Source organism: Streptomyces sp. NPDC059010 (assembly GCF_042740355.1).
Classification (GTDB): Bacteria; Actinomycetota; Actinomycetes; order Streptomycetales; family Streptomycetaceae; genus Streptomyces.
This window is the reverse complement of sequence record NZ_JBHYJA010000074.1, coordinates 1-19,476: the sequence shown is the minus strand read 5'-3', so window position 1 is coordinate 19,476 and position 19,476 is coordinate 1. Positions and strand designations below refer to the sequence as shown.

The 19,476-nt window shown below is 71.3% G+C and carries 16 protein-coding genes and 1 pseudogene; 6 read left to right on the top strand and 11 right to left on the bottom strand.

Annotated elements, in window-relative coordinates; genetic code table 11:
• Nucleotides 1-24 precede the first annotated feature (24 nt).
• Both ACFWYS_RS44315 and ACFWYS_RS44310 read left to right on the top strand, forming a co-directional pair.
• Nucleotides 25-2,361, top strand: a complete 2,337-nt coding sequence (locus ACFWYS_RS44315; RefSeq protein WP_384782309.1) for an ATP-binding cassette domain-containing protein — start codon at nt 25-27, stop codon at nt 2,359-2,361.
• Nucleotides 2,362-2,519: 158 nt separating this feature from the next.
• Nucleotides 2,520-3,257, top strand: coding sequence for a hypothetical protein (locus ACFWYS_RS44310; RefSeq protein ID WP_384782307.1), 738 nt, complete (start codon nt 2,520-2,522; stop codon nt 3,255-3,257).
• A 252-nt stretch (nt 3,258-3,509) separates the two neighbouring features.
• Here ACFWYS_RS44310 and ACFWYS_RS44305 read toward each other — a convergent pair.
• The 5 genes and pseudogenes from ACFWYS_RS44305 to ACFWYS_RS44285 form a co-directional block, all read right to left on the bottom strand.
• Nucleotides 3,510-3,890 (bottom strand): annotated as a pseudogene (locus tag ACFWYS_RS44305) (lysophospholipid acyltransferase family protein); the annotation flags it as partial.
• Between the two features lie 242 nt (nt 3,891-4,132).
• A complete protein-coding gene (locus ACFWYS_RS44300; RefSeq protein WP_384782305.1) occupies nt 4,133-4,903 on the bottom strand; it encodes a GNAT family N-acetyltransferase in 771 nt (256 codons plus the stop codon).
• A 293-nt stretch (nt 4,904-5,196) separates the two neighbouring features.
• Nucleotides 5,197-5,943, bottom strand: a complete 747-nt coding sequence (locus tag ACFWYS_RS44295) for a succinate dehydrogenase/fumarate reductase iron-sulfur subunit (RefSeq protein ID WP_384782303.1) — start codon at nt 5,941-5,943, stop codon at nt 5,197-5,199.
• Entirely contained in the window at nt 5,940-7,889 is a 1,950-nt protein-coding gene (locus ACFWYS_RS44290; RefSeq protein WP_384782301.1) for a fumarate reductase/succinate dehydrogenase flavoprotein subunit, read from the bottom strand. Before ACFWYS_RS44290 ends, ACFWYS_RS44295 begins: the two co-directional genes overlap by 4 nt.
• A gap of 2 nt (nt 7,890-7,891) precedes the next feature.
• A complete protein-coding gene (locus ACFWYS_RS44285) occupies nt 7,892-8,563 on the bottom strand; it encodes a succinate dehydrogenase (RefSeq protein ID WP_384782328.1) in 672 nt (223 codons plus the stop codon).
• Nucleotides 8,564-8,682: 119 nt separating this feature from the next.
• Between ACFWYS_RS44285 and ACFWYS_RS44280 the strand changes: the two genes are divergently transcribed.
• Complete coding sequence (locus ACFWYS_RS44280) at nt 8,683-9,567, top strand: LysR family transcriptional regulator (protein ID WP_384782299.1); 885 nt, start codon at nt 8,683-8,685, stop codon at nt 9,565-9,567.
• 3 nt (nt 9,568-9,570) lie between these two features.
• Here ACFWYS_RS44280 and ACFWYS_RS44275 read toward each other — a convergent pair whose 3' ends face one another.
• From ACFWYS_RS44275 to ACFWYS_RS44250, 6 genes are all read right to left on the bottom strand, one after another.
• Nucleotides 9,571-10,473 (bottom strand): SDR family oxidoreductase, encoded by a 903-nt coding sequence (locus ACFWYS_RS44275; protein WP_384782297.1) that lies wholly within the window; start codon nt 10,471-10,473, stop codon nt 9,571-9,573.
• Nucleotides 10,474-10,504: 31 nt separating this feature from the next.
• Nucleotides 10,505-11,515 carry an alcohol dehydrogenase catalytic domain-containing protein gene (locus ACFWYS_RS44270; RefSeq protein ID WP_384782295.1) on the bottom strand — a complete coding sequence of 337 codons (1,011 nt, stop codon included), beginning with the start codon at nt 11,513-11,515 and terminating at the stop codon, nt 10,505-10,507.
• A 144-nt stretch (nt 11,516-11,659) separates the two neighbouring features.
• Nucleotides 11,660-12,562, bottom strand: a complete 903-nt coding sequence (locus ACFWYS_RS44265; protein ID WP_384782293.1) for a LysR family transcriptional regulator — start codon at nt 12,560-12,562, stop codon at nt 11,660-11,662.
• Between the two features lie 58 nt (nt 12,563-12,620).
• A complete protein-coding gene (locus tag ACFWYS_RS44260) occupies nt 12,621-14,756 on the bottom strand; it encodes a putative bifunctional diguanylate cyclase/phosphodiesterase (RefSeq protein ID WP_384782291.1) in 2,136 nt (711 codons plus the stop codon).
• The gene (locus ACFWYS_RS44255; RefSeq protein ID WP_384782289.1) at nt 14,753-15,565 is read right to left on the bottom strand and encodes an SAM-dependent methyltransferase; all 813 of its coding nucleotides are present in this window, start codon (nt 15,563-15,565) and stop codon (nt 14,753-14,755) included. Before ACFWYS_RS44255 ends, ACFWYS_RS44260 begins: the two co-directional genes overlap by 4 nt.
• Before the next feature lie 381 nt (nt 15,566-15,946).
• The gene (locus tag ACFWYS_RS44250) at nt 15,947-16,933 is read right to left on the bottom strand and encodes an SCO0930 family lipoprotein (RefSeq protein ID WP_384782287.1); all 987 of its coding nucleotides are present in this window, start codon (nt 16,931-16,933) and stop codon (nt 15,947-15,949) included.
• 254 nt (nt 16,934-17,187) lie between these two features.
• Here ACFWYS_RS44250 and ACFWYS_RS44245 point away from each other — a divergent pair, with 254 nt between their 5' ends.
• The 3 genes from ACFWYS_RS44245 to ACFWYS_RS44235 all read left to right on the top strand — a co-directional run bounded on the left by ACFWYS_RS44245 (nt 17,188) and on the right by ACFWYS_RS44235 (nt 19,368).
• Complete coding sequence (locus ACFWYS_RS44245) at nt 17,188-17,811, top strand: hypothetical protein (protein WP_384782285.1); 624 nt, start codon at nt 17,188-17,190, stop codon at nt 17,809-17,811.
• 16 nt (nt 17,812-17,827) lie between these two features.
• Nucleotides 17,828-18,592, top strand: coding sequence for a hypothetical protein (locus ACFWYS_RS44240; protein WP_384782283.1), 765 nt, complete (start codon nt 17,828-17,830; stop codon nt 18,590-18,592).
• Nucleotides 18,593-18,855: 263 nt separating this feature from the next.
• Complete coding sequence (locus ACFWYS_RS44235) at nt 18,856-19,368, top strand: hypothetical protein (protein ID WP_384782281.1); 513 nt, start codon at nt 18,856-18,858, stop codon at nt 19,366-19,368.
• Nucleotides 19,369-19,476: the final 108 nt, after the last annotated feature.

Sequence of the window (19,476 nt, the reverse complement as noted above, 5' to 3'; positions counted from 1 at the left end):
TGGTTCGCCTACAATCTGGGCCTTATGTACTCCCCGCACGACCCATACGTCCGCGTCCGCGGCGCCCGTGAGCACAACCTCCAGGGCGTGGACGTCGATATTCCGCGGGACGTGCTGACCGTGTTCACGGGTGTGTCGGGGTCGGGGAAGTCGTCGCTGGCGTTCGGCACGATCTACGCCGAGGCTCAGCGCCGCTACTTCGAGTCGGTCGCGCCGTACGCGCGCAGGCTGATCCACCAGGTCGGCGCGCCGAAGGTCGGCGAGATCAGCGGGCTTCCGCCCGCCGTGTCCCTCCAGCAGCGCCGCTCGGCGCCGACGTCCCGCTCCTCCGTCGGCACGGTCACCAACCTCTCCAACTCCCTGCGGATGCTGTACTCCCGCGCCGGCGACTACCCGCCCGGCGCCGAGCGGCTCGACTCGGACTCGTTCTCGCCGAACACGGCGGCCGGGGCGTGCCCGCAGTGCCATGGGCTCGGCCAAGTGCACCGTACGACCGAGGAGTCGCTGGTCCCCGACCCGGCACTGTCGATCCGGGAGGGCGCGATCGCGGCGTGGCCGGGTGCCTGGCAGGGCAAGAACCTGCGGGACATCCTCGACGCGCTCGGGTACGACGTGGACCGGCCCTGGCGTGACCTGCCCGCCGAGCAGCGGCAGTGGATCCTGTTCACCGACGAGCAGCCGGTCGTCACCGTGCACCCGGTGCGCGACGCCGACCGCATCCAACGGCCGTACCAGGGTACCTACATGAGCGCCCGACGGTATGTGATGAAGACCTTCTCCGACTCCAAGAGCCCGGCCCTCAGGGCCAGGGCGGAGCGGTTCCTCACCTCCGCGCCCTGCCCGGCGTGCGGCGGCAGCAGGCTGCGGCCGGAGGCGCTGGCGGTGACCTTCGGGGGACGCACGATCGCCGAGCTGGCCGGCCTCCCCCTCACCGAGCTGGCGGGCCTGCTGGACGGCGAGCCCTCGTCGGAGACGGCCCGTGTCCTCACCGAGGACCTCACCTCCCGTATCGCCCCGGTCATCGAGCTCGGCCTCGGCTACCTCAGCCTCGACCGGGCCACGCCCACCCTCTCGGCGGGCGAACTGCAGCGCCTGCGCCTCGCGACCCAGCTGCGGTCCGGGCTGTTCGGTGTCGTGTACGTCCTCGACGAGCCGTCGGCCGGACTGCACCCGGCGGACACGGAGGCGCTGCTGAGGGTGCTGGCACGGCTGAAGGCGGCCGGGAACACGGTGTTCGTGGTGGAGCACCATCTCGATGTCGTGCGCGGCGCCGACTGGCTGGTCGACGTGGGGCCGCAGGCGGGCGAGCACGGCGGGCAGGTGCTGCACAGCGGGCCGGTGGCCGAGCTGGCATCGGTCGCCGGGTCGGCGACGGCCCGTTTCCTGTTCGACGACTCCCCCGCCGCCGTACGCCAGGTGCGCGCTCCACACGGCCAGTTGAAGGTCGGCCCGGTCACCCGGCACAACCTGCGCGGGGTGACCGCCGAGTTCCCGCTCGGCGTGTTCACGGCCGTCACCGGGGTCTCGGGGTCGGGCAAGTCCACGCTCATCGGAGAGATCACGGAGGAGGTGGCGGGCGTGGGGCGCCTGGTCTCGGTCGACCAGAAGCCGATCGGCCGCACCCCGCGCTCCAACCTCGCCACCTACACCGGCCTCTTCGACGTCGTACGCAAGGTGTTCGCGGCCACCGACGAGGCGCGGGCCCGTGGGTACGGTGTCGGACGCTTCTCCTTCAACGTCGCGGGAGGGCGCTGCGAGACCTGTCAGGGCGAGGGGTTCGTCAGCGTGGAGCTGCTGTTCCTGCCGAGCACGTACGCGCCGTGCCCGGACTGCGGCGGGGCGCGCTACAACCCCGAGACGCTCCAAGTGGCGTACCGGGGGCGGAACATCGCGCAGGTGCTGGACCTCACGGTCGAGGCGGCGGCGGAGTTCTTCGCGGACACGCCTGCCGTGGCCCGCAGCCTCGGCACCCTGCTCGACGTCGGCCTCGGCTACCTGCGGCTCGGGCAGCCCGCCACCGAGCTGTCCGGCGGCGAGGCACAGCGCATCAAGCTGGCGAGCGAACTGCAGCGCGGCCGTCGCGGCCACACCCTCTACCTCCTCGACGAGCCGACGACCGGACTCCACCCGGCCGACGTCGAGGTGCTGATGCGCCAGCTGCACGGGCTCGTGGACGCCGGGCACACCGTCATCGTCGTCGAGCACGACATGTCCGTCGTCGCGGGCGCGGACTGGGTGATCGACCTGGGGCCGGGCGGCGGTGACGCGGGCGGACGGATCGTGGCGGCGGGCCGGCCGGCGGAGGTTGCGGGTACGGAGGGGAGTGCCACGGCGCCGTATCTGGCCCGTGTGATGCCGTAACGGCCTTCGGCAGCACGGCACTTGAGGGCCGTAGACTGAACCCGTGCGTTGATCCCTCCGCGCGACGGCGCGTGCCGTCGCGGACCGTGTGGGCGCCCGGAGGTTCCGTGGCCGCCCCGGTTGGGCATTCCCGTCGCCGTCCCCATCGGAGATCACGCATGACCGCGCAGCAATCCCTCACCTACGACGCGTTCCTGGAACTCGCCGCCGCCGATCCGGCCGTGGTCGGCCTCGTCCTCAAGGGCTCGCGGGCCCACGACGGAATGGCCACCGAGCACTCCGACCACGACCTGTACGTCGTGCTCGCGGACGGCGCAGCGACCGAACTGCGTCGGCTCGCCGGACACCGCACACCGCGGCTCGATCTGGTGATCGTCTCCCTCACCGAGTTCCGGGCCGCAGGGATGCCGGGCCACGAGCGCTATGCCCTCGCCCGGGCGAGGATCGTGCTCGACCGGCTGGACGGCGGGATCGGGGACCTCCTCGCCGCCAAGGCGCGGCTCGGCGCCGACGAGGCGTTCCGGGCGGCCGACGGCTGGCTCGACGCGTACGCCAACTCCCTGTACCGCTCGGTCAAGAACGACCGTGACGGCGAGCCGCTCGCCGCCCGGCTCGACGCCACCGACAGTGTGGGGCACCTGCTGGAGCTGCTCTTCGCCCTGGACCGGCGCCCTCGCCCGTACAACAAGTACCTACGCTGGGAACTTGTCCGCCATCCGCTGCCGGACTGGGACGGCATGGCCCTGCTGCGGGACGTGGACCGTATCTCCGCGAGCGGCGATGTGGCCGTCCAGCGACGGCTGTTCGCCCGCGTGGAGGCCCTGGCCCGACGGGACGGCCACGGGGCGGTGCTGGACGCCTGGGGTGATGATCTCCGGCTGATGCGTCCGCGCTAGGGCGGACCGCTCGGCGGCCCGGGCCAGGCGGCGACGGTCTGCATGGCGGCCGGCCGCTATCGGCTCGCGCACCTCGGCCTCGGCGACCAGGTCGCGGGACCGTGTCACCCGCCACACCGAGGTGAGCAGAGAGTCGTCGCCGACGAAGGCCGCCGCCGTGTTCGGAGTGCCTCCGGTCGCCCGGTAGTGCAGACGCACCGGCTGTACGGGGACGCCCGCGTCCAGGGCGGCCTGGAAGGCGGCGCGGCGGAAGTGGCCCTGGGAGCGGCCGCACCAGGTGCTGCCCTCGGGGAAGACGGCGACCGCCTGCCCCGCGCGCAGCGCCTGCGCGATCCGGGCCACCGTCTCGGGAAGTGCGCGGATGCGGTCGCGGTCGATGAACAGGGCGCCGCTGCGGGCGGTCAGCCACCCTGCCACGGGCCAGTCCCGGATCTCCGACTTGGCGAGCATCCGGGCCGGACGCACGGCGGCGAGCAGCGGGATGTCCAGCCAGGAGACATGGTTGGCGACGAGCAGCAGCCCGCCGTCGGGCGCGGCGCCGCCGTCGATGCGTACCCGCACCCCCGAGGCCCGTACGACCCAGCGGCACCAGCGCCGGACCAGTCCCGCGGGTATCCGTCCGCCGAGCGGCATGGCCAGGCAGCCGACGATCAGCAGGCACAGGACCGCCACGAGCCGCAGGGCGGCCAGGGGTACGGCCCTGGCCGGTCCCGTCGCGTCCACGCACGTCCGCGGGGTGCAGGGCGCGCTGGGCCGCCACAGGGTCGCCACCTCGACGGCGTGGGCCCGCGGGGCCGGTGCGCCGGCCGGGGCTGCGGCCGCCGTGGGGACACCCACGGCGGCGAGGGAGGAGGTGCTCATGGCCGCCCCGTCCGTCACGCCGGGACGAGGGAGAGGAAGTGCCGCAGATAGCGCGAGTTGATCCGGCGCATCGACAGCAGCACATACAGGTCGGCGACCCCGAACTCCGGGTCGTGCGCGGGCTCGCCGCAGACCCAGGCGCCGAGGCGGACGTAGCCGCGCAGCAGGGCGGGCAGTTCGACGCGCTGGGCGGGCACGGGCGCGGTCGGCTGCCAGGGGCGCAGCGGTCGTACGCGGTACTCCTCCGGGGCCAGGTGCTTGGCCTGCACGCGGTCCCAGGTCGCCGCCGCGAGCGTGCCGCCGTCGGCGAGCGGGATGGAGCAGCAGCCGGCCAGCCACTCGTGGCCGTGGTCGACCATGTAGCGGGCGATGCCGGCCCAGATCAGGCTGATCACGGCGCCGTCGCGGTGGTCGGGGTGGACGCAGGAGCGGCCGACCTCGACCAGGTTCGGACGCAGGGAGTCGATCCGGCTGAGGTCGAACTCGCCTTCCGAGTACAGTCGGCCCGCGACCGCGGCCCGCTCCGGGGGCAGCAGCCGGTAGGTGCCGACGACCTGTCCGGACACCTCCTCGCGGACGAGCAGGTGGTCGCAGTACGCGTCGAAGGCGTCGATGTCGTGACCCGGCTGCGGGGTGGTCAGCAGGGCTCCCATTTCCCCGGCGAAGACGTCGTGCCGCAGCCGCTGGGCGGCGCGCACGTCCTCCTCGTTGCGGGCGAGACCGACGGTGTACCGGGTGGGTGCCGTGGGCTGCGGGGGACGGTCGACGGTCAGTACGCCGGTCATGGCTTACTCCTGGTCACGGGCCGGGGACGGCGAGAGAGGGGAAGTTGCGAGCGGTGCGGTGTGCCGCCCCTGTTCTTCCTATGCCGGTTGGCGTCCGCGTGACCGGTGCCAGGAGAGTGGATGTGCGGATGTTGAACGGCGGACACCGGTACCGGTCGTCCACGTTCCGGTGCCCGTCCGGTCAGCCGGAAGGTCCGGTGCCGTTCACCTGACCGGTCCGGGAAAGGCGAGACGGGGCCGGGGAGCACCTCCCGGCCCCGCCCGTCCGCACCTGCCGGCGAACGTCTGTTGTGCTACCGCTTCACCTTCCGCGTGGCCCGCAGCCACTCCTTGTTCATGCTGGTGATGGACATCAGCGGGATGCCCTTCGGGCAGGCGGTGGCGCATTCCCCGGTGAGTGTGCACCCGCCGAAGCCCTCGTCGTCCATCTGCGCCACCATGTCCAGCACCCGCGTCTCCCGCTCGGGCGCCCCCTGCGGCAGCACGTTCAGGTGGTTGATCTTGGCGGAGGTGAACAGCATCGCCGCGCCGTTGGGACAGGCCGCGACACACGCCCCGCACCCGATGCACTCGGCGTGCTCGAAGGCGAGATCGGCGTCCGGCTTCGGCACGGGCGTGGCGTGTGCCTCGGGAGCCGCGCCCGTCGGCGCCGTGATGTAACCGCCGGCCTGGATGATCCGGTCGAACGCCGAGCGGTCCACGACCAGGTCCTTGATCACCGGGAAAGCCGACGCCCGCCACGGCTCGATGTCGATCGTGTCGCCGTCCTCGAAGGACCGCATGTGCAGCTGGCAGGTCGTCGTCCGCTCGGGCCCGTGCGCATCGCCGTTGATGACGAGCGAACAGGCACCGCAGATGCCCTCACGGCAGTCGTGGTCGAAGGCGACCGGGTCCTCGCCCTTGAGGATGAGCTCCTCGTTGAGGGTGTCGAGCATCTCCAGGAAGGACATGTCGGAGGAGATCCCGTCCACCTCGTACGTGGACATCGCGCCGTCGGTGTCGGCGTTCTTCTGCCGCCAGACGCGCAGGGTGAGCTTCATGCGTAGCTCCGCTGGGTGGGGTGGACGTACTCGAAGACCAGGTCTTCCTTGTGCAGGACGGGAGCGGCGCCGGTGTCGGTGAACTCCCAGGCCGCCGCGTAGCTGAACGCGTCGTCCTTGCGGGCCGCCTCGCCGTCCGGCGTCTGCGACTCCTCGCGGAAGTGACCGCCGCAGGACTCACCGCGGTGCAGCGCGTCGAGGCACATGAGCTCGGCGAGCTCCAGGTAGTCGACGATGCGATTGGCCTTCTCCAGCGACTGGTTGAACTCCTCGCCGGTGCCCGGAACCTTGATGCGGCGCCAGAACTCCTCACGGATCTGCGGAATGCGCTCCAGCGCCTTGCGCAGCCCGGTGTCCGTGCGGGCCATCCCGCAGAACTCCCACATCAGCTCGCCGAGTTCACGGTGGAAGGAGTCCGGCGTACGGTCGCCGTCCACAGCCAGCATCAGGTTGAGCCGGTCCTGGGTCTCGGCCAGCACCTCCTGGACGACCGGGTGGTCGTCGGTGACCTGCTCGTGGTGCGGATTGCGGGCGAGGTAGTCGTTGATGGTGGCGGGGAGGACGAAGTAGCCGTCGGCCAGGCCCTGCATCAGGGCCGACGCACCCAGCCGGTTCGCGCCGTGGTCGGAGAAGTTGGCCTCGCCGATGGCGAACAGCCCGGGGACGGTGGTCTGGAGGTCGTAGTCGACCCACAGCCCGCCCATCGTGTAGTGCACGGCCGGGTAGATCCGCATCGGCACCTCGTACGGATCCTCGTCGGTGATCCGCTGGTACATGTCGAAGAGGTTGCCGTACTTGGCCTCGACGGCCCCCCGGCCCATCCGCTCGATGGCGTCCGCGAAGTCCAGGTACACGCCCTGCCCGCCCGGCCCCACTCCCCTGCCCTCGTCGCAGACGTTCTTCGCGGCGCGGGAGGCGATGTCGCGGGGCACCAGGTTGCCGAAGGACGGGTAGATGCGCTCCAGGTAGTAGTCGCGCTCGTCCTCGGGAATCTGGTGCGCGGGACGGTCGTCGCCCTTGGCCTTCGGCACCCAGATCCGGCCGTCGTTGCGCAGCGACTCGCTCATCAGCGTCAGCTTGGACTGGTGGTCGCCGGTGCGCGGGATGCACGTCGGATGGATCTGCGTGAAGCAGGGGTTGGCGAAGTAGGCGCCGCGCCGGTGGGCCCGCCAGATCGCGGTGGCGTTGGAGTTCATGGCGTTGGTCGACAGGTAGAAGACATTGCCGTAGCCGCCACTCGCCAGTACGACCGCGTCCGCGAAGTACGTGTCGATGCGGCCGGTGATGAGATCGCGCGCCACGATGCCGCGCGCCTTCCCGTCGATGACGATCAGGTCGAGCATCTCGGTGCGGGGGTGCATCTCGACATTCCCCGCGGCGATCTGCCGGCTGAGGGCCTGGTAGGCGCCGAGCAGCAGCTGCTGGCCCGTCTGGCCACGGGCGTAGAACGTCCGCGACACCTGGACGCCGCCGAAGGACCGGGTGTCGAGCAGCCCGCCGTACTCGCGGGCGAACGGCACGCCCTGGGCCACGCACTGGTCGATGATCTCCACGGAGATCTGCGCGAGCCGGTGCACATTCGACTCCCGTGCCCGGAAGTCACCGCCCTTGACGGTGTCGTAGAACAGCCGATGGACCGAGTCCCCGTCGTTGCGGTAGTTCTTCGCCGCGTTGATGCCGCCCTGCGCGGCGATGGAGTGGGCGCGGCGCGGGGAGTCCTGGTAGCAGAACTGGACGACGTGGTAGCCCTGTTCGGCGAGCGTGGCTCCGGCGGAGCCGCCGGCCAGGCCCGTGCCGACCACGATCACCGTGTGTTTGCGCCGGTTGGCGGGGTTGACGAGTTTGGCCTCGAAGCGGCGTTTGTCCCAGCGCTCGTTGACGGGTCCTGAAGGGGCTTTGCCGTCGACGACGGGTTCGCCGGTCGAGTAGTCGGTGTACGCGTTCATGGTCAGCTCACCACTCCGGTCATGACGCCCACGGGTACGGCGACGAACCCGGCCGTGAGCAGCAGCGCTAGGACGTTGGCGACGGTCTTCAGGGCGCGGTCGCGGGTGCGGCTGCCGGCGCCGAGGGTCTGGGCGGCGCTCCAGAAGCCGTGCCGGATGTGCAGGCCGAGGGCGAGCATCGCGACGATGTAGACGACGTTGCCGTACCAGGTGGAGAAGGTGTCCACGACGTTCTGGTACGGGTGGCCCTCCTGGAAGCCGCCGGAGTGCACGGTGCCGGTCGTCAGGTCGAGGATGTGCCAGACGATGAACAGGCCGAGGATGATGCCGCCCCAGCGCATGGTGCGCGTGGCATAGCTGGCCCGCGGCTTCTTGTGCACGTACTTGCTGGGGCGGGCCCGGATGTCGCGGCGGCTGAGCTGGTACGCCGAGGTGGCGTGCGCGACGACGGCGCCGACCAGCACGATCCGGACGAGCCAGAGCGTCCACTCGTAGTGCATGAACGGCTCGCCGACGGTGCGCAGCCAGTGCGCGTAGTGGTTGAACTCGCCCGCCCCGAAGAAGATCTTCAGGTTGCCGATCATGTGGACGACCAGGTACGCCAGCATGATCAGCCCGCTGACCGCCATCACGGTCTTCTTGCCGACGGTGGAGTCCCACACGGTGCGTGCCATGGACGGCCGTCGGTCCGTCCGCGTTGCCAGAGCCATGACCAGGACGCTAGGGCCGAACGGCCCCATCGGTCCAAGACATGGTCCGGCTCGTTCCGATAGCCTACGCCTATGATGGCTGGATGCAGTTCCAGCAGCTCCAGTACTTCGTGGCGGTCGCCGAGACCCGGCACTTCACCCGGGCCGCCGACCTGGTGCATGTCGCGCAGCCCTCGCTGTCGCAGCAGATCAAGTCGCTGGAGCGGGAGTTGGGCGCGGACCTGTTCCTGCGGGCCCGCGGCAACATCACGCTGACGGACGCCGGGGAGGCCCTGCTGCCACTGGCCCGGCGCATCCTGGCCGACACGGACACGGCACGGCACGAGGTGCAGGAACTGGTGCAGCTGCGCCGGGGCCGGGTCCGCCTCGGCGCGACGCCGAGCCTGTGCACAGGCCTGCTCCCGGACGTGCTGCGCGCCTTCCACGACCGCTATCCCGGCATCCAGCTGCTCATCGAGGAGGGCGGCTCGCACGACCTGGTGCGCGAGCTGGCGCGCGGCGCCCTCGATCTGGCCCTGGTCGTGCTGCCCCTGCCGACCCCGTCCCCGGCGCTGACCACGGTGGAGCTGCTCCGTGAGGACCTGGTGGTCGTCTCCTCCCCCGAGGCTCCCCGCCCCGGCGGCGGCCGGCGCACCGTGCGCATCGCCGATCTGGAGGGCGAACGTCTGGTGATGTTCCGGCACGGCTATGACCTGCGGGAACTGACCGTGGCCGCATGCCGCGCCGAGGGCTTCGAGCCGGACTTCGCGGTCGAGGGCGGGGAGATGGACGCGGTGCTGGGGTTCGTACGGGCCGGGCTGGGCATGGCCGTCGTACCGCGCATGGTGGCGGCGCGGTCGGGCCGGGGACTGCGGGTGACTCCGCTGGCCCGGCCCGGACTGCACCGGACGATCGCGCTGGCCCACCGCAGCGACGTGGCTCCGCCCCGGGCGGCGCGGGAGTTGCAGCGGATGCTGCTGGAGCGGTGAGCGTCAGGTGCGGGGCGTCTCGCGGGGTGTCAGGAGATCCGGCATGCCGATGCGCTCGTAGAAGTCGGCGCGGACGGCGTCGGCGAGGTCGCTGACCCGCTCCGAGCCGTCGTTCGCCGGGTCGATGGTGGTGCGGAAGGGGCGCTCGCCCTTCGGGGTGCCGACGATACGGACGATGACGTCGGCGACCTCCCTGACATCGGCGTCGGCCGGTGACAGGGCGGCCAGCGCCTTGCCGACGTCGTCCATCAGCCCGGCGTAGCAGGCGTCGTACGCCGCTGCCGTGGCCGTGTCGGCAGGGTGCATGGCGTGGGCGAAGTGGTTGGTGCCCGAGGTGAAGGAGCCGGGGACGACGATGGCCGTGTCGATGCCGAAACGGCTCAGCTCGGCCGCGTAGCTCTTGGCGAGGTGGTCCATGGCGGCCTTGGCGCCGAAGTACGGGCCGAGGTAGGGCGGGGTGCCGCCGTAGGTGCTGGAGGAGCCCACCCACAGCAGCAGGCCGTCGCGGCGGGCCCGCATCTGCGGTAGGACGGCCCGGTTGACGCGCTGGGTGGACAGCACGTTGGTGTCATAGATCTCGGCGATCTGCTCGGGGGTGAACGACTCCGTCGGGCCGAGCACCATGTGCCCGGCGTTGTGCACGACGACATCGATCCGGCCCGCCTCGGCAACGGCCTGGGCGACCCCGGCGTCCACGGACTCCTGGCTGGAGACGTCGAGTTCGACGGTGCGCAGCGCGACGCCGTGCCGGTCGGCGTAGGACAGGGCGTCGGCGACGGCCGGGGCGTTGCGGCCGGTGGTCTGCCGTATGCCGGCGTAGACGGTGTGTCCGGCGTCGGCGAGGGCGCGGGCGGTCAGGGCGCCGAACCCGCTGGAGGCACCCGTGACGAGGGCGACGTGGGGCATGGGGAGTTCCTTACGAGTGGGCGGACACAGGTCAGGCGAACGTGATCACGCTGCGGCCGTGGGCGGTGCCGTCGGCCATCGCGTCGAGGACGGCCGGTGCCTGGTCCAGGGGGATCGGGGTGACCTCGGGGAGGATGCCGTGGGCCGCCGAGAAGGCGAGAGTGTCGCGCAGGTCGTGGGGCGAGCCGGAGGGGGACGCGGCCACGTGCAGACGGTTGAGGATCATGGGCTGGGTGGGCAGCGTGAGCGGCTCGGAGCCGTAGCCGAGCAGCAGGAGGGTGCCGTCGGGGGCGATGCCGCCCAGGGTGGCGGTGGCCGCGGCGGTGGAGGGGGCGGCGTTGAGGACCAGGTCGGCGCCGCCGTCCCAGGCCTTGAGGGCCTCGGCCGGGTCGGACTCGTCGGTGGCGACGAACAGTTCGGCGCCCAGGGTCTTGGCCTGGTCCTCGCCACGCCGGGAGCGGCCCACCACGGCGACGCGGGCACCCATGGCGACGGCGTAGCGCACGGCCAGCGCGCCCACGCCGCCCAGGCCGACGACGGCGACCCGGGAACCGGCCTGCGCGCCGCCCTGCCGCAGGCCGTTGAAGGCGGTGAGGCCCGCGCACATCAGCGGCGCCGCGGCGACGGGGTCCAGGCCGTCCGGCAACGGAGTGACGAAGTCGGCCTTGAGCAGGGCGTACTCGGCGTAGCCGCCGTCGGCCACGATGCCGGTGACGCGCTTGCGGGGGCACAGGATCTGGTCGCCGCGCACGCAGTAGTCGCAGTGGCCGCAGGAGTCGTACAGGAACTGGGCGCCGACCGCCGTGCCGACCTCGGGGAAGGTGACGCCCTCGCCGACGGCGGTCACGACTCCGGTGATCTCGTGGCCGGGGACGACGGGGTACCGGGCGAACGGGTAGTGGCCGCGCAGCAGGTTCAGGTCGGAGAAGCAGACACCGCAGGCGGTGACCTTGACCAGGACCTCACCGGCGGCCGGCTGGGGGACGTCGAGGGTGTCGAGGGTGAGGGGCAGGTTCGCGCCGGTGGCGACGGCAGCACGCATCGCGGGCTCCAGGGGCTAGGGGGTACGCCGGGAAGGGGAAGTTCTGTTCTGGTACTTCCGTGCTTCCGAGTCTTGGGGGGCCTGTGCGGTCCCGTCCAATGCCTCTTCCCCCGCGATTGATGCCGGGTCGGCATCAGCGCAGGTCTACGCCGTCCCTGTCACCCGCACGGCCGCACGGACCGCCTCGACGAAGCTCGCGACGAGCGGTGAGGGGCGCGCGCGGTTCCAGGCCAGGGCCACCTGCCCGGGCGGTGCGTCCGCGACCGGGACGTAGGCGATGTCGGACCGGGGGAACGCGGCCGCGACGGAGTTCGGCACGAAGGCGATGCCGCGCCCGCCCCTGACGTAGCCCAGCAGTTCCTCCATGTCGTGGAAGGCGGGGCCGTGGCCGGGGCGGCTGCCGTCGGGGCGCGGATCGGCGTTCCATACGGCCGACCAGGCCTCGGTCGCCTCGGCGTACTCCAGGACGGGGTCGTCGGCCAGGGCGGTGAGGGCGACCTTGGCGTCGCCCGCCCGGGCGTGACCGACGGGCAGTACGGCGGTGAGGTGCTCGGGGTACAGCGGCAGCAGATCCACCCCGTCGGCCTCGACGGGCGGCCGTACGAACCCGACGTCGACGCTGCCCTCCAGCAGGACCCGCGCCTGACTCCACCAGCGCAGCCGGACCAGCTCGATGGACACGTGGGGGTGCTGACCGGAGAAGGCGTTCAGCGCGAGGCTGACGTCCGTGCCGAGCATGAAGCCCACGACCAGCGCGTCGTCCCCGGCGCTGATCCGGCGGGCCCGCTCCTGGGCGGCCTCGGCGGCGGCGAGCAGCGCCTTGGCGTCGCGCAGGAACTGTTCGCCGGCCGGGGTGAGCGCGACCTCGCGCGTGCTGCGGGTGAACAGCTCCACCCGCAGCTCGTGCTCCAACTGCCGCACCTGCCGGGACAACGCCGGCTGCGTGACGTGCAGGGCGAGGGCCGCCTGCCCGAAGTGCCTGCGCTCGGCCACGGCCACGAAGTAGCGCAGCTTGCGCAGATCCAGATCGATCGGCCGGTCGGGCATGACTTCACGCTATACGACCACGCCGTACGACCGTACGGACGCCGTGCACCCCCGCCGTTCAGCCCGCCGCGTCCACCAGCGCCAGTTCGTGCAGGCGGTCCGGTGGGCCCGGGCGGGCGTAGTACCAGCCCTGGGCCGTGTCGCAGCCCAGGATCCGCAGTTGCTCGGCCTGGGCGCCGGTTTCCACGCCCTCCACCGTCACGGCGAGGCTCAGGCTGTGGGCCAGGGAGACGATGCCCTCGACGATCTTGAGATCGACGGGGTCGGCCGGGAACTGCTGCATGCTCTGGGTGAAGGAGCGGTCCAGCTTGAGGATGCTCACCGGCAGGCGGCGCAGGTTGGCCAGGTTGGAGTAGCCGGTGCCGAAGTCGTCCAAGGCGATGTCGACGCCCATCTCGGCCAGTCGGCGCAGCGGTTTCAGCAGGTCGTCGTCGGCGCCGATGAGGGCCGACTCGGTGACCTCCAGGCACAGGGAGTCCGGTTGCACGCCCGCCCGCTCCAGGATGTCGACCGTGTCCTGGACCAGCCCGGGATGGGTGAGCTGGCAGGGCGAGAGATTGACGTTGATACGGAGCGGACCCGCGTCGTCGTGCCGTTCTCGCCACTCGCGCGCCTGCCGCACCGACTGCTCCAGCACCCAGCGGCCGAGCGGCACGATGAGCCCGGTGTGCTCGGCGAGCGGGATGAACCGGTCCGGGCCGAGGACGCCGTGCTGCGGGTGCAGCCAGCGCACCAGCGCCTCCGCGCCGCGCACGCTGCCGTCGCCGAGGTGGACCAGCGGCTGGTACTCGATGAAGAACTCGCCCCGCTCCAGGGCCGCCGGCAGCGCCGTGGTCAGCCCGTGCCGGGTGATGGCGCGGGCGTCGGCCTCCTCGTCGGCCAGCTCGAAGCGGTTGCCGCCCGCCGACTTGGCCCGGTACATGGTGATGTCGGCGCTGCGGAGTACTTCAGCCGGGCTGCGCTCCCCCGCCGGGCCCTCGACGATGCCGATGCTGCCGCGCACGGTCAGCTCCCGGCCGTCGATGCTGATGGGGGCGATCAGCACGTTCATGATGCGAGCGGCGAGTTCGTCGACCTCGCGCTCGGTGTCGGGGCCGGTGGTCAGTGCCACGAACTCGTCGCCGCCGAGCCGCGCGACCATCTCGCCGGGCGCGGTGGCACAGGACTGCAGCCGGTCGGCGACCTCGACGAGCAGCCGGTCGCCGGCCGCGTGGCCGAGGCTGTCGTTGACGGTCTTGAAGCCGTCCAGGTCGAGGTAGCACAGTCCGAACCGCTGACCTTCTCCGGCACCCAGTGCCTTCTCCAGGCGTTCGAAGAAGAACGTGCGGTTGGGCAGCCCCGTGAGGGCGTCGTGCGTGGCCTCGTAGCGCAGCCGCAGATTGAGCAGGCGCCGCTCGGTGGTGTCCTCCATCAGGGCCAGCTGGTACTGCGGTTCGCCGTCGGCGTCGCGCAGCAGGGAGACCGTGAGGTTGGTCCACAGGACCGTTCCGTCAGGCCGGTAGAACGCCTTCTCCAGGTGGTAGTGCTCGCGGTCGCCGCGGACGAGTTCGTCGTAGAGCTTCCAGGTCTGCGGGGCGTCCTCGGGGTGGGTCCACTCCATGACGTTGCGGCCGTGCATGGTCTGCTCGGAGACGCCGAACATGCGCAGCAGCGCGCCGTTGACCTGGAGGACGTTGCCCGACAGGTCGGCGATGCCGATTCCTATGGCCGCGCCCTCGAAGACCGCGCGGAAGCGGGCCTCGGTCGCGTGCAGGGCCTGTGCCACGACGCCCTGCGCCTTGAGGGCGGCCGCGGAGATCGCCTCCTGCTCGGCCAGCGTCCGCTCGCGCAGCGCCTGGGCGAACCCGGCGGCCATGGCGTGCTGCAGCCGCGAGGAGCGGGCCCGCAGGTCCTCCGGGTCTCCGCCGTCGCCGCAGTAGAGCACCAGGTAGGCGTCCACGCAGTCCAGCGAGCGGCTCAGCGCCTCCGGGTCGGTGCAGTGCGCGGCGACGAGCGCGGCGCCGACCGCCTTGCCCTGGTTCGCGTCGAAGGTCCTGGCCCTGAGCGCCTCACTCAACCGCCGGGCGAGCGGCAGCAGTTGCACCTCGAACTCTGGCCGGGTCGACGACGTCGAGGTCACCGGGAAGACCGCCCGGCTCCAGATCGTCGCGAACCGGCGCAGTCTGTCCTCCGGCCCGTCCGGCCCCGCGCTCACGCCGTACGCCCCACGCCGGCGAAACCGGAGAAGGCATACGGATCCTCGTCCTCCGGTGCGGTGTCCGGCCGCCAGCGCGGCATCGGCACCAGTCCGGGTTCCACCATGTCGTACCCCTCGAAGAACCGCGCGATCGCCTCGCGCGAGCGCATGATCAGCGGGTTGCGAATGTCCTTGTAAACGTCGACCGTGCCCTTGGCCCGCTCCTCGGGCAGCGGGATTCCCTCGTACGAGGCATGGGTGAGCACCAGCATGCTGCCGGGCGCGAGCGCGTCGCGCAGCTGGGCGACCGCCTCGTAGGGTTCGTCCTCGTCCTCCACGAAGTGCAGTATGGCAACGAGAAGCAGCGCCACTGGCCGGTTCAGGTCGATGAGGCGCTCGACCTCGGAACTGGCCAGGATCTCCTTCGGCTTGCGCAGATCCGCGGCGACGATGTCCACGCCGTCGGTGCCCTCCAGGACGGCCTGGCTGTGCGCGACGGCGACCGGGTCGTGGTCGACGTACACCACGCGTGCGTCCGCGGTGGCCGCCCGGGCCACCTCGTGGACGTTGCCGAAGGTCGGGATGCCGGAGCCGATGTCCAGGAACTGGGTGATGCCCTCGTCGGCCGCGAAGCGCACGGCGCGGCGCATGAACGCCCGGTTGGCCTGCATGATCTTGGGGAGTCCCGGCATGAACTCCATGGCCTTGCGGGCCGCTTCCCGGTCGACCTCGAAGTTGTGCGAACCGCCCAGGTAGTAGTCGTAGATCCGCGAGACACTGGGCACCGAGATGTCGATGCCCCGTGGGGCCCAGGCGGGACGCTCCATCTATCTCTCCAAGGCTTAGGCGATCCGGTGTTCGAGCAGAGGCTACTGATCGCCCGCCAAAGGAGCGAGCGGAAACGGAAATTGACCATCCGTTCCCGGTCACTGCCAGCGGCACGTGCCCAATTGATGCCCCGTGCATCCGCTGTGAAAAGCATCCGAAGCTTCCGAACCTTTCCCCAGAGTTCCGAACCATGGTGAAAGGGGGGAAGAATACCGGTGAATGACGGCAAACCGGTCCGCCCCCTGCGCGTGGAGCTCAGGGGGCGGACCGGTGGGTCGGGCGCGCCGTCCGTTCGTCCGGCACTCTCGCTGTTCTCGTCCCTCCCTTCCGTGGTGCGTACTCGGCTGGGTGAGGCGATCAACCCTGGGGAGGTGTGATCTCTACTTCTCCGACGCGCCGACCGGCTTGCCGTCGGGGCGGATGGCGAACCAGGTGCCGCCGACGCCCTGACCGTTGGTGTCGCCGGGCTTCTTGTCACCGGCGAAGGTGTAGATCGGTACACAGTCGATGGTCTGCTGCTTGATGCCGTCGGGCCGGTCGAAGACGACATAGCCCTGGCCCCGGGGCCCGGACCCCTTCAGATCGATGCCCTTGGTGTCCGCGGCGTCGACCGGATCGATGACCGGCCACTTCTCCAGGCACTCGCCGGTGCAGGCCGTCTTCATCGGCCAGGGCGAGTCCTTCATGAAGCGGTAGACCGTGTGGCCGTTCTTGTCGATGACGATCTCGCCGAGCTTGGGATCCTTGCGGGTGGACAGCCCGGGCAGGTCGCCCGCCTCGGCACCGGCGCCGCCCTGCGCCTTCTTGCCGTCGGGGGCGAGCGCGTACCAAGTGCCGCCCACTCCCTGGCCGTTGACGTCACCGGCGTTGGCGTCCTTGGCGAAGCGGTACGCCGGCCAGCCGCCGACGGTCAGCTGCTTGGTGCCGTCGGTGCGGGTCACCGAGCCGAGCAGCGACTTGTCGATACCGGCGCCGGCCGTGGCGTCGTCCGCGGGGACCGGCGGCCACTTCTTCTCGCAGTCGCCGTCACAGTTCGACTTGGGCGGCTCCGCGACGTCCTTGTCGAAGCGGTAGAGCGTCAGACCGGCGCTGTCGGTCAGCACCTTGCCGAGTTCTTCGTTGGTGGAAACGGACAGCTCACCGGCGGAGGAGGCCCCCGTGGCGGCGCTCTCCTGACCGGCCGCGCCGGCGTCGTAACCGGATCCGTTGCCAAGGCCGGTGCCCGCGCTGCCGTAGTCACCGGCCGCTGCCGTGGCACCCACGTTCTGGCTCGCCGGCGGCGCGGTTTCCGAGCCGCATGCCGTCGTCAGCGCCGCCACTGCCACGGCGCTCACCACGAGCGAGGCGCTCCGCCACGAGGTCTTCATCGTCAACTCCCCATAATCACAAGGGTGTTGCAGCGCCCTGCTGCGCCGCCGCACGACAAGAGGTACGCACGAAAGCCACTCTCGTGTTCAACCGGCGCACAAATTTCTTTCCGAAAGCTGTGACAACGCCCGCATCGGAGCTGTGAGCCCGTTCGCACATGCGTACCTCCGGGCCGTCACGTCCGCGCCCGCCCGGCAAACCTTTCGAGGGCCATACGTCGCCCTTTCGAGGCAATCAGCCCGCGCTACGGCGCATGGGAGCGTGCACGGGGCTGAAGATCTTCGTCGTGTATGGACTCGAACCGACCCAATCCACCCTGACGACAAGGGTGTTGACGCTGGTCACGCTGACCTGGCTCCTGGTCGCGGCACCGGCCGGCGGGGCCTCGGCCACCGTCTGCGCGTACGCCGGCACAGGGCCGGACGGCGCAACGGCGGTGGCGGTCGTCGGGGACCTCACCTGGCCGACGCCCACACAGTGCCCCGTACCGACGCCGACGCCGACCCCCACCCCGACACCCTCACCCTCGCCGTCACCGAAGCCGAAGCCCACACCCGACCCCACTCCCACCCCACCGACGAAACCCACGCCCACCCCGGAACCCGAACCCCCGCCGCCTCCGCCACCGCCGCCCCCGGCACCGCCGGCTCCCCGGCCCGCGCCGCCTCGCCCGCGGCCGATCCCCGCACCCGCACCGGCCCCCGCACCGAAGCCGTCGGTCAAGCTCACCCCGAGCCGGCCGGCCCCGGTGCACTACCCGGCCTACCGCGCCACCCCGCACCGACGGGCGGTCCATGACGCGCCGTCGCCCCTCACCTTCGTCCTGCTCATCGCGGCGCCCGCGATCGCCGCCGTCGCCGCTCTGCGTCCACGCTGACCCTTGGAGGCTTCTCTTGCCGGAATGGCTTGTTCTCACCCTCGCGATGCTGGCCGCCTGCTCCGTGGTGGTCATCGTCACCCTCGTCCGGCACCGCACGGCCCCCCAGGACGAGGATCCCTCCGAGACGCCGGACGTCATCGAGTACATGACGATGTGGATCGGTGTGGTGTACGCCATCGTCCTGGGCCTGGCCATCGCCGGTGTGTGGGAGGGCCGCAGCGCCGCCGAGGACCACGTCCAGGCGGAGGCCGTGGCGCTGCACGAGGTCTCGGAACGCGTCCGCGTGTATCCGGCCGACATCCGTGACCGTATTCGGGACGATGTCAACGCCTATGTCGGACACGTCGTCACCACCGAGTGGAAGACGATGTCCGACGACGGCCGGGTCACCGAGCGGGGCACCGAGCTCCTTCAGCGCGTCCGCGAGGACGTCACCGACTACGAGCCGAGGACGGACTTCGAGGCGCAGGCCTACCAGCCGCTCGTGGACCAGGTGACGGCGGCCGACCAGGCGCGCAACGCCCGCGCGAACTCGACCGGGGAGACCATGCCGGGCGTGGTGTGGTTCGGGCTGATCGCCGGCGGCATCGTCACCATCGGGATGATCTTCGCCCTGCAGATCCGGCGCACTCCCCGGGAGCTGATCCTCGCCGGGCTGTTCTCCGCGCTGATCGCCTTCCTGCTCTTCCTCATCTGGGACTTCGACGCGCCGTACAGCCGTGGCGTGACGGCGTCGGCGGAGCCCTTCCTGGAACTCTTCCCGCACATCGAGGGCTGACAGGCCCTCGCCCGACCGGCCGCCGGGGGACGCCGCGGGACGCCGCACGAGTCGGCGTCGGCACTCCGCACGAGGACGCCACGCCGCTCCCGTCCCCCGGTCGCGCCAACGCGTTCCCCTGAGCGGCCCACACGGTTGCCCCATTCGTACGACAGCGATCGCGCAGGTGTGCGCGCCTTTCTAGCGTTCCCAGCATCGAGGTGCATTTCGGCACGAGCGGGCAAAGGCCCGCGGCTGCTCCTCGGGGACCCGGAGGGAACACCATGCGCGCGATACGTGTCGCTTCGGCCGCACTGCTGGGCGTCAGCGCCCTCGCCCTGACCGCACCCACCGCCCAGGCCCGCGGGGACGGCGAGGAGGGTTTCCGGGTCGGTGTGCTGCCCTCCACCGTCGCCCCCGGTGGACGGGTCAGGCTGCACGCGACCGGCTGCGAGCAGAGCGTCAGTGTGTCGTCGGGGGTCTTCGACACGATCATCATTCCCCGGGGGTACACATCCGGCCGTGCCGTGGTCGACTGGGAGGCCAAGCCGGGTGCCGTGTACGAGGTGTCGTTCCGCTGCGGCACCTTCTGGCAGGACGTCGACCTCACCATCGCCGGCGGCCGGGACGGCGCGCCCCCGCACTGGGAGAAGGGCGTGCAGGCCGGTGAGGGCGGCACGTTCGCCGACCTGAACCTGAAGCAGATCGGCCTGGGCGGCGCGCTGATCGCGGCCACGCTCGCGACGGCGCACCATCTCTCCCGGCGCCGCCGCGGCGAGGAGGGGGACGGCGCCTGACGCCGGCCCCGCGCCCACCGGACGCACGCACTGGACGCACGCACGCCGGCCGCACGCACGCAGGATTTCGCCCCGGGTTCCCCCGAAAAGGGGGCCGGGGCGAAATCC

Bases quoted from the DNA above. Each gene is read 5' to 3' on its own strand.
- ACFWYS_RS44275 (WP_384782297.1), bottom strand. From the start codon at position 10,473: ATGCCCCACGTCGCCCTCGTCACGGGTGCCTCCAGCGGGTTCGGCGCC.
- ACFWYS_RS44235 (WP_384782281.1), top strand. From the start codon at position 18,856: ATGCGCGCGATACGTGTCGCTTCGGCCGCACTGCTGGGCGTCAGCGCC.
- ACFWYS_RS44310 (WP_384782307.1), top strand. From the start codon at position 2,520: ATGACCGCGCAGCAATCCCTCACCTACGACGCGTTCCTGGAACTCGCC.
- ACFWYS_RS44265 (WP_384782293.1), bottom strand. From the start codon at position 12,562: ATGCCCGACCGGCCGATCGATCTGGATCTGCGCAAGCTGCGCTACTTC.
- ACFWYS_RS44295 (WP_384782303.1), bottom strand. From the start codon at position 5,943: ATGAAGCTCACCCTGCGCGTCTGGCGGCAGAAGAACGCCGACACCGAC.
- ACFWYS_RS44315 (WP_384782309.1), top strand. From the start codon at position 25: ATGTACTCCCCGCACGACCCATACGTCCGCGTCCGCGGCGCCCGTGAG.
- ACFWYS_RS44300 (WP_384782305.1), bottom strand. From the start codon at position 4,903: ATGACCGGCGTACTGACCGTCGACCGTCCCCCGCAGCCCACGGCACCC.
- ACFWYS_RS44255 (WP_384782289.1), bottom strand. From the start codon at position 15,565: ATGGAGCGTCCCGCCTGGGCCCCACGGGGCATCGACATCTCGGTGCCC.
- ACFWYS_RS44270 (WP_384782295.1), bottom strand. From the start codon at position 11,515: ATGCGTGCTGCCGTCGCCACCGGCGCGAACCTGCCCCTCACCCTCGAC.
- ACFWYS_RS44285 (WP_384782328.1), bottom strand. From the start codon at position 8,563: ATGGCACGCACCGTGTGGGACTCCACCGTCGGCAAGAAGACCGTGATG.
- ACFWYS_RS44290 (WP_384782301.1), bottom strand. From the start codon at position 7,889: ATGAACGCGTACACCGACTACTCGACCGGCGAACCCGTCGTCGACGGC.
- ACFWYS_RS44250 (WP_384782287.1), bottom strand. From the start codon at position 16,933: ATGAAGACCTCGTGGCGGAGCGCCTCGCTCGTGGTGAGCGCCGTGGCA.
- ACFWYS_RS44245 (WP_384782285.1), top strand. From the start codon at position 17,188: ATGGGAGCGTGCACGGGGCTGAAGATCTTCGTCGTGTATGGACTCGAA.
- ACFWYS_RS44280 (WP_384782299.1), top strand. From the start codon at position 8,683: ATGCAGTTCCAGCAGCTCCAGTACTTCGTGGCGGTCGCCGAGACCCGG.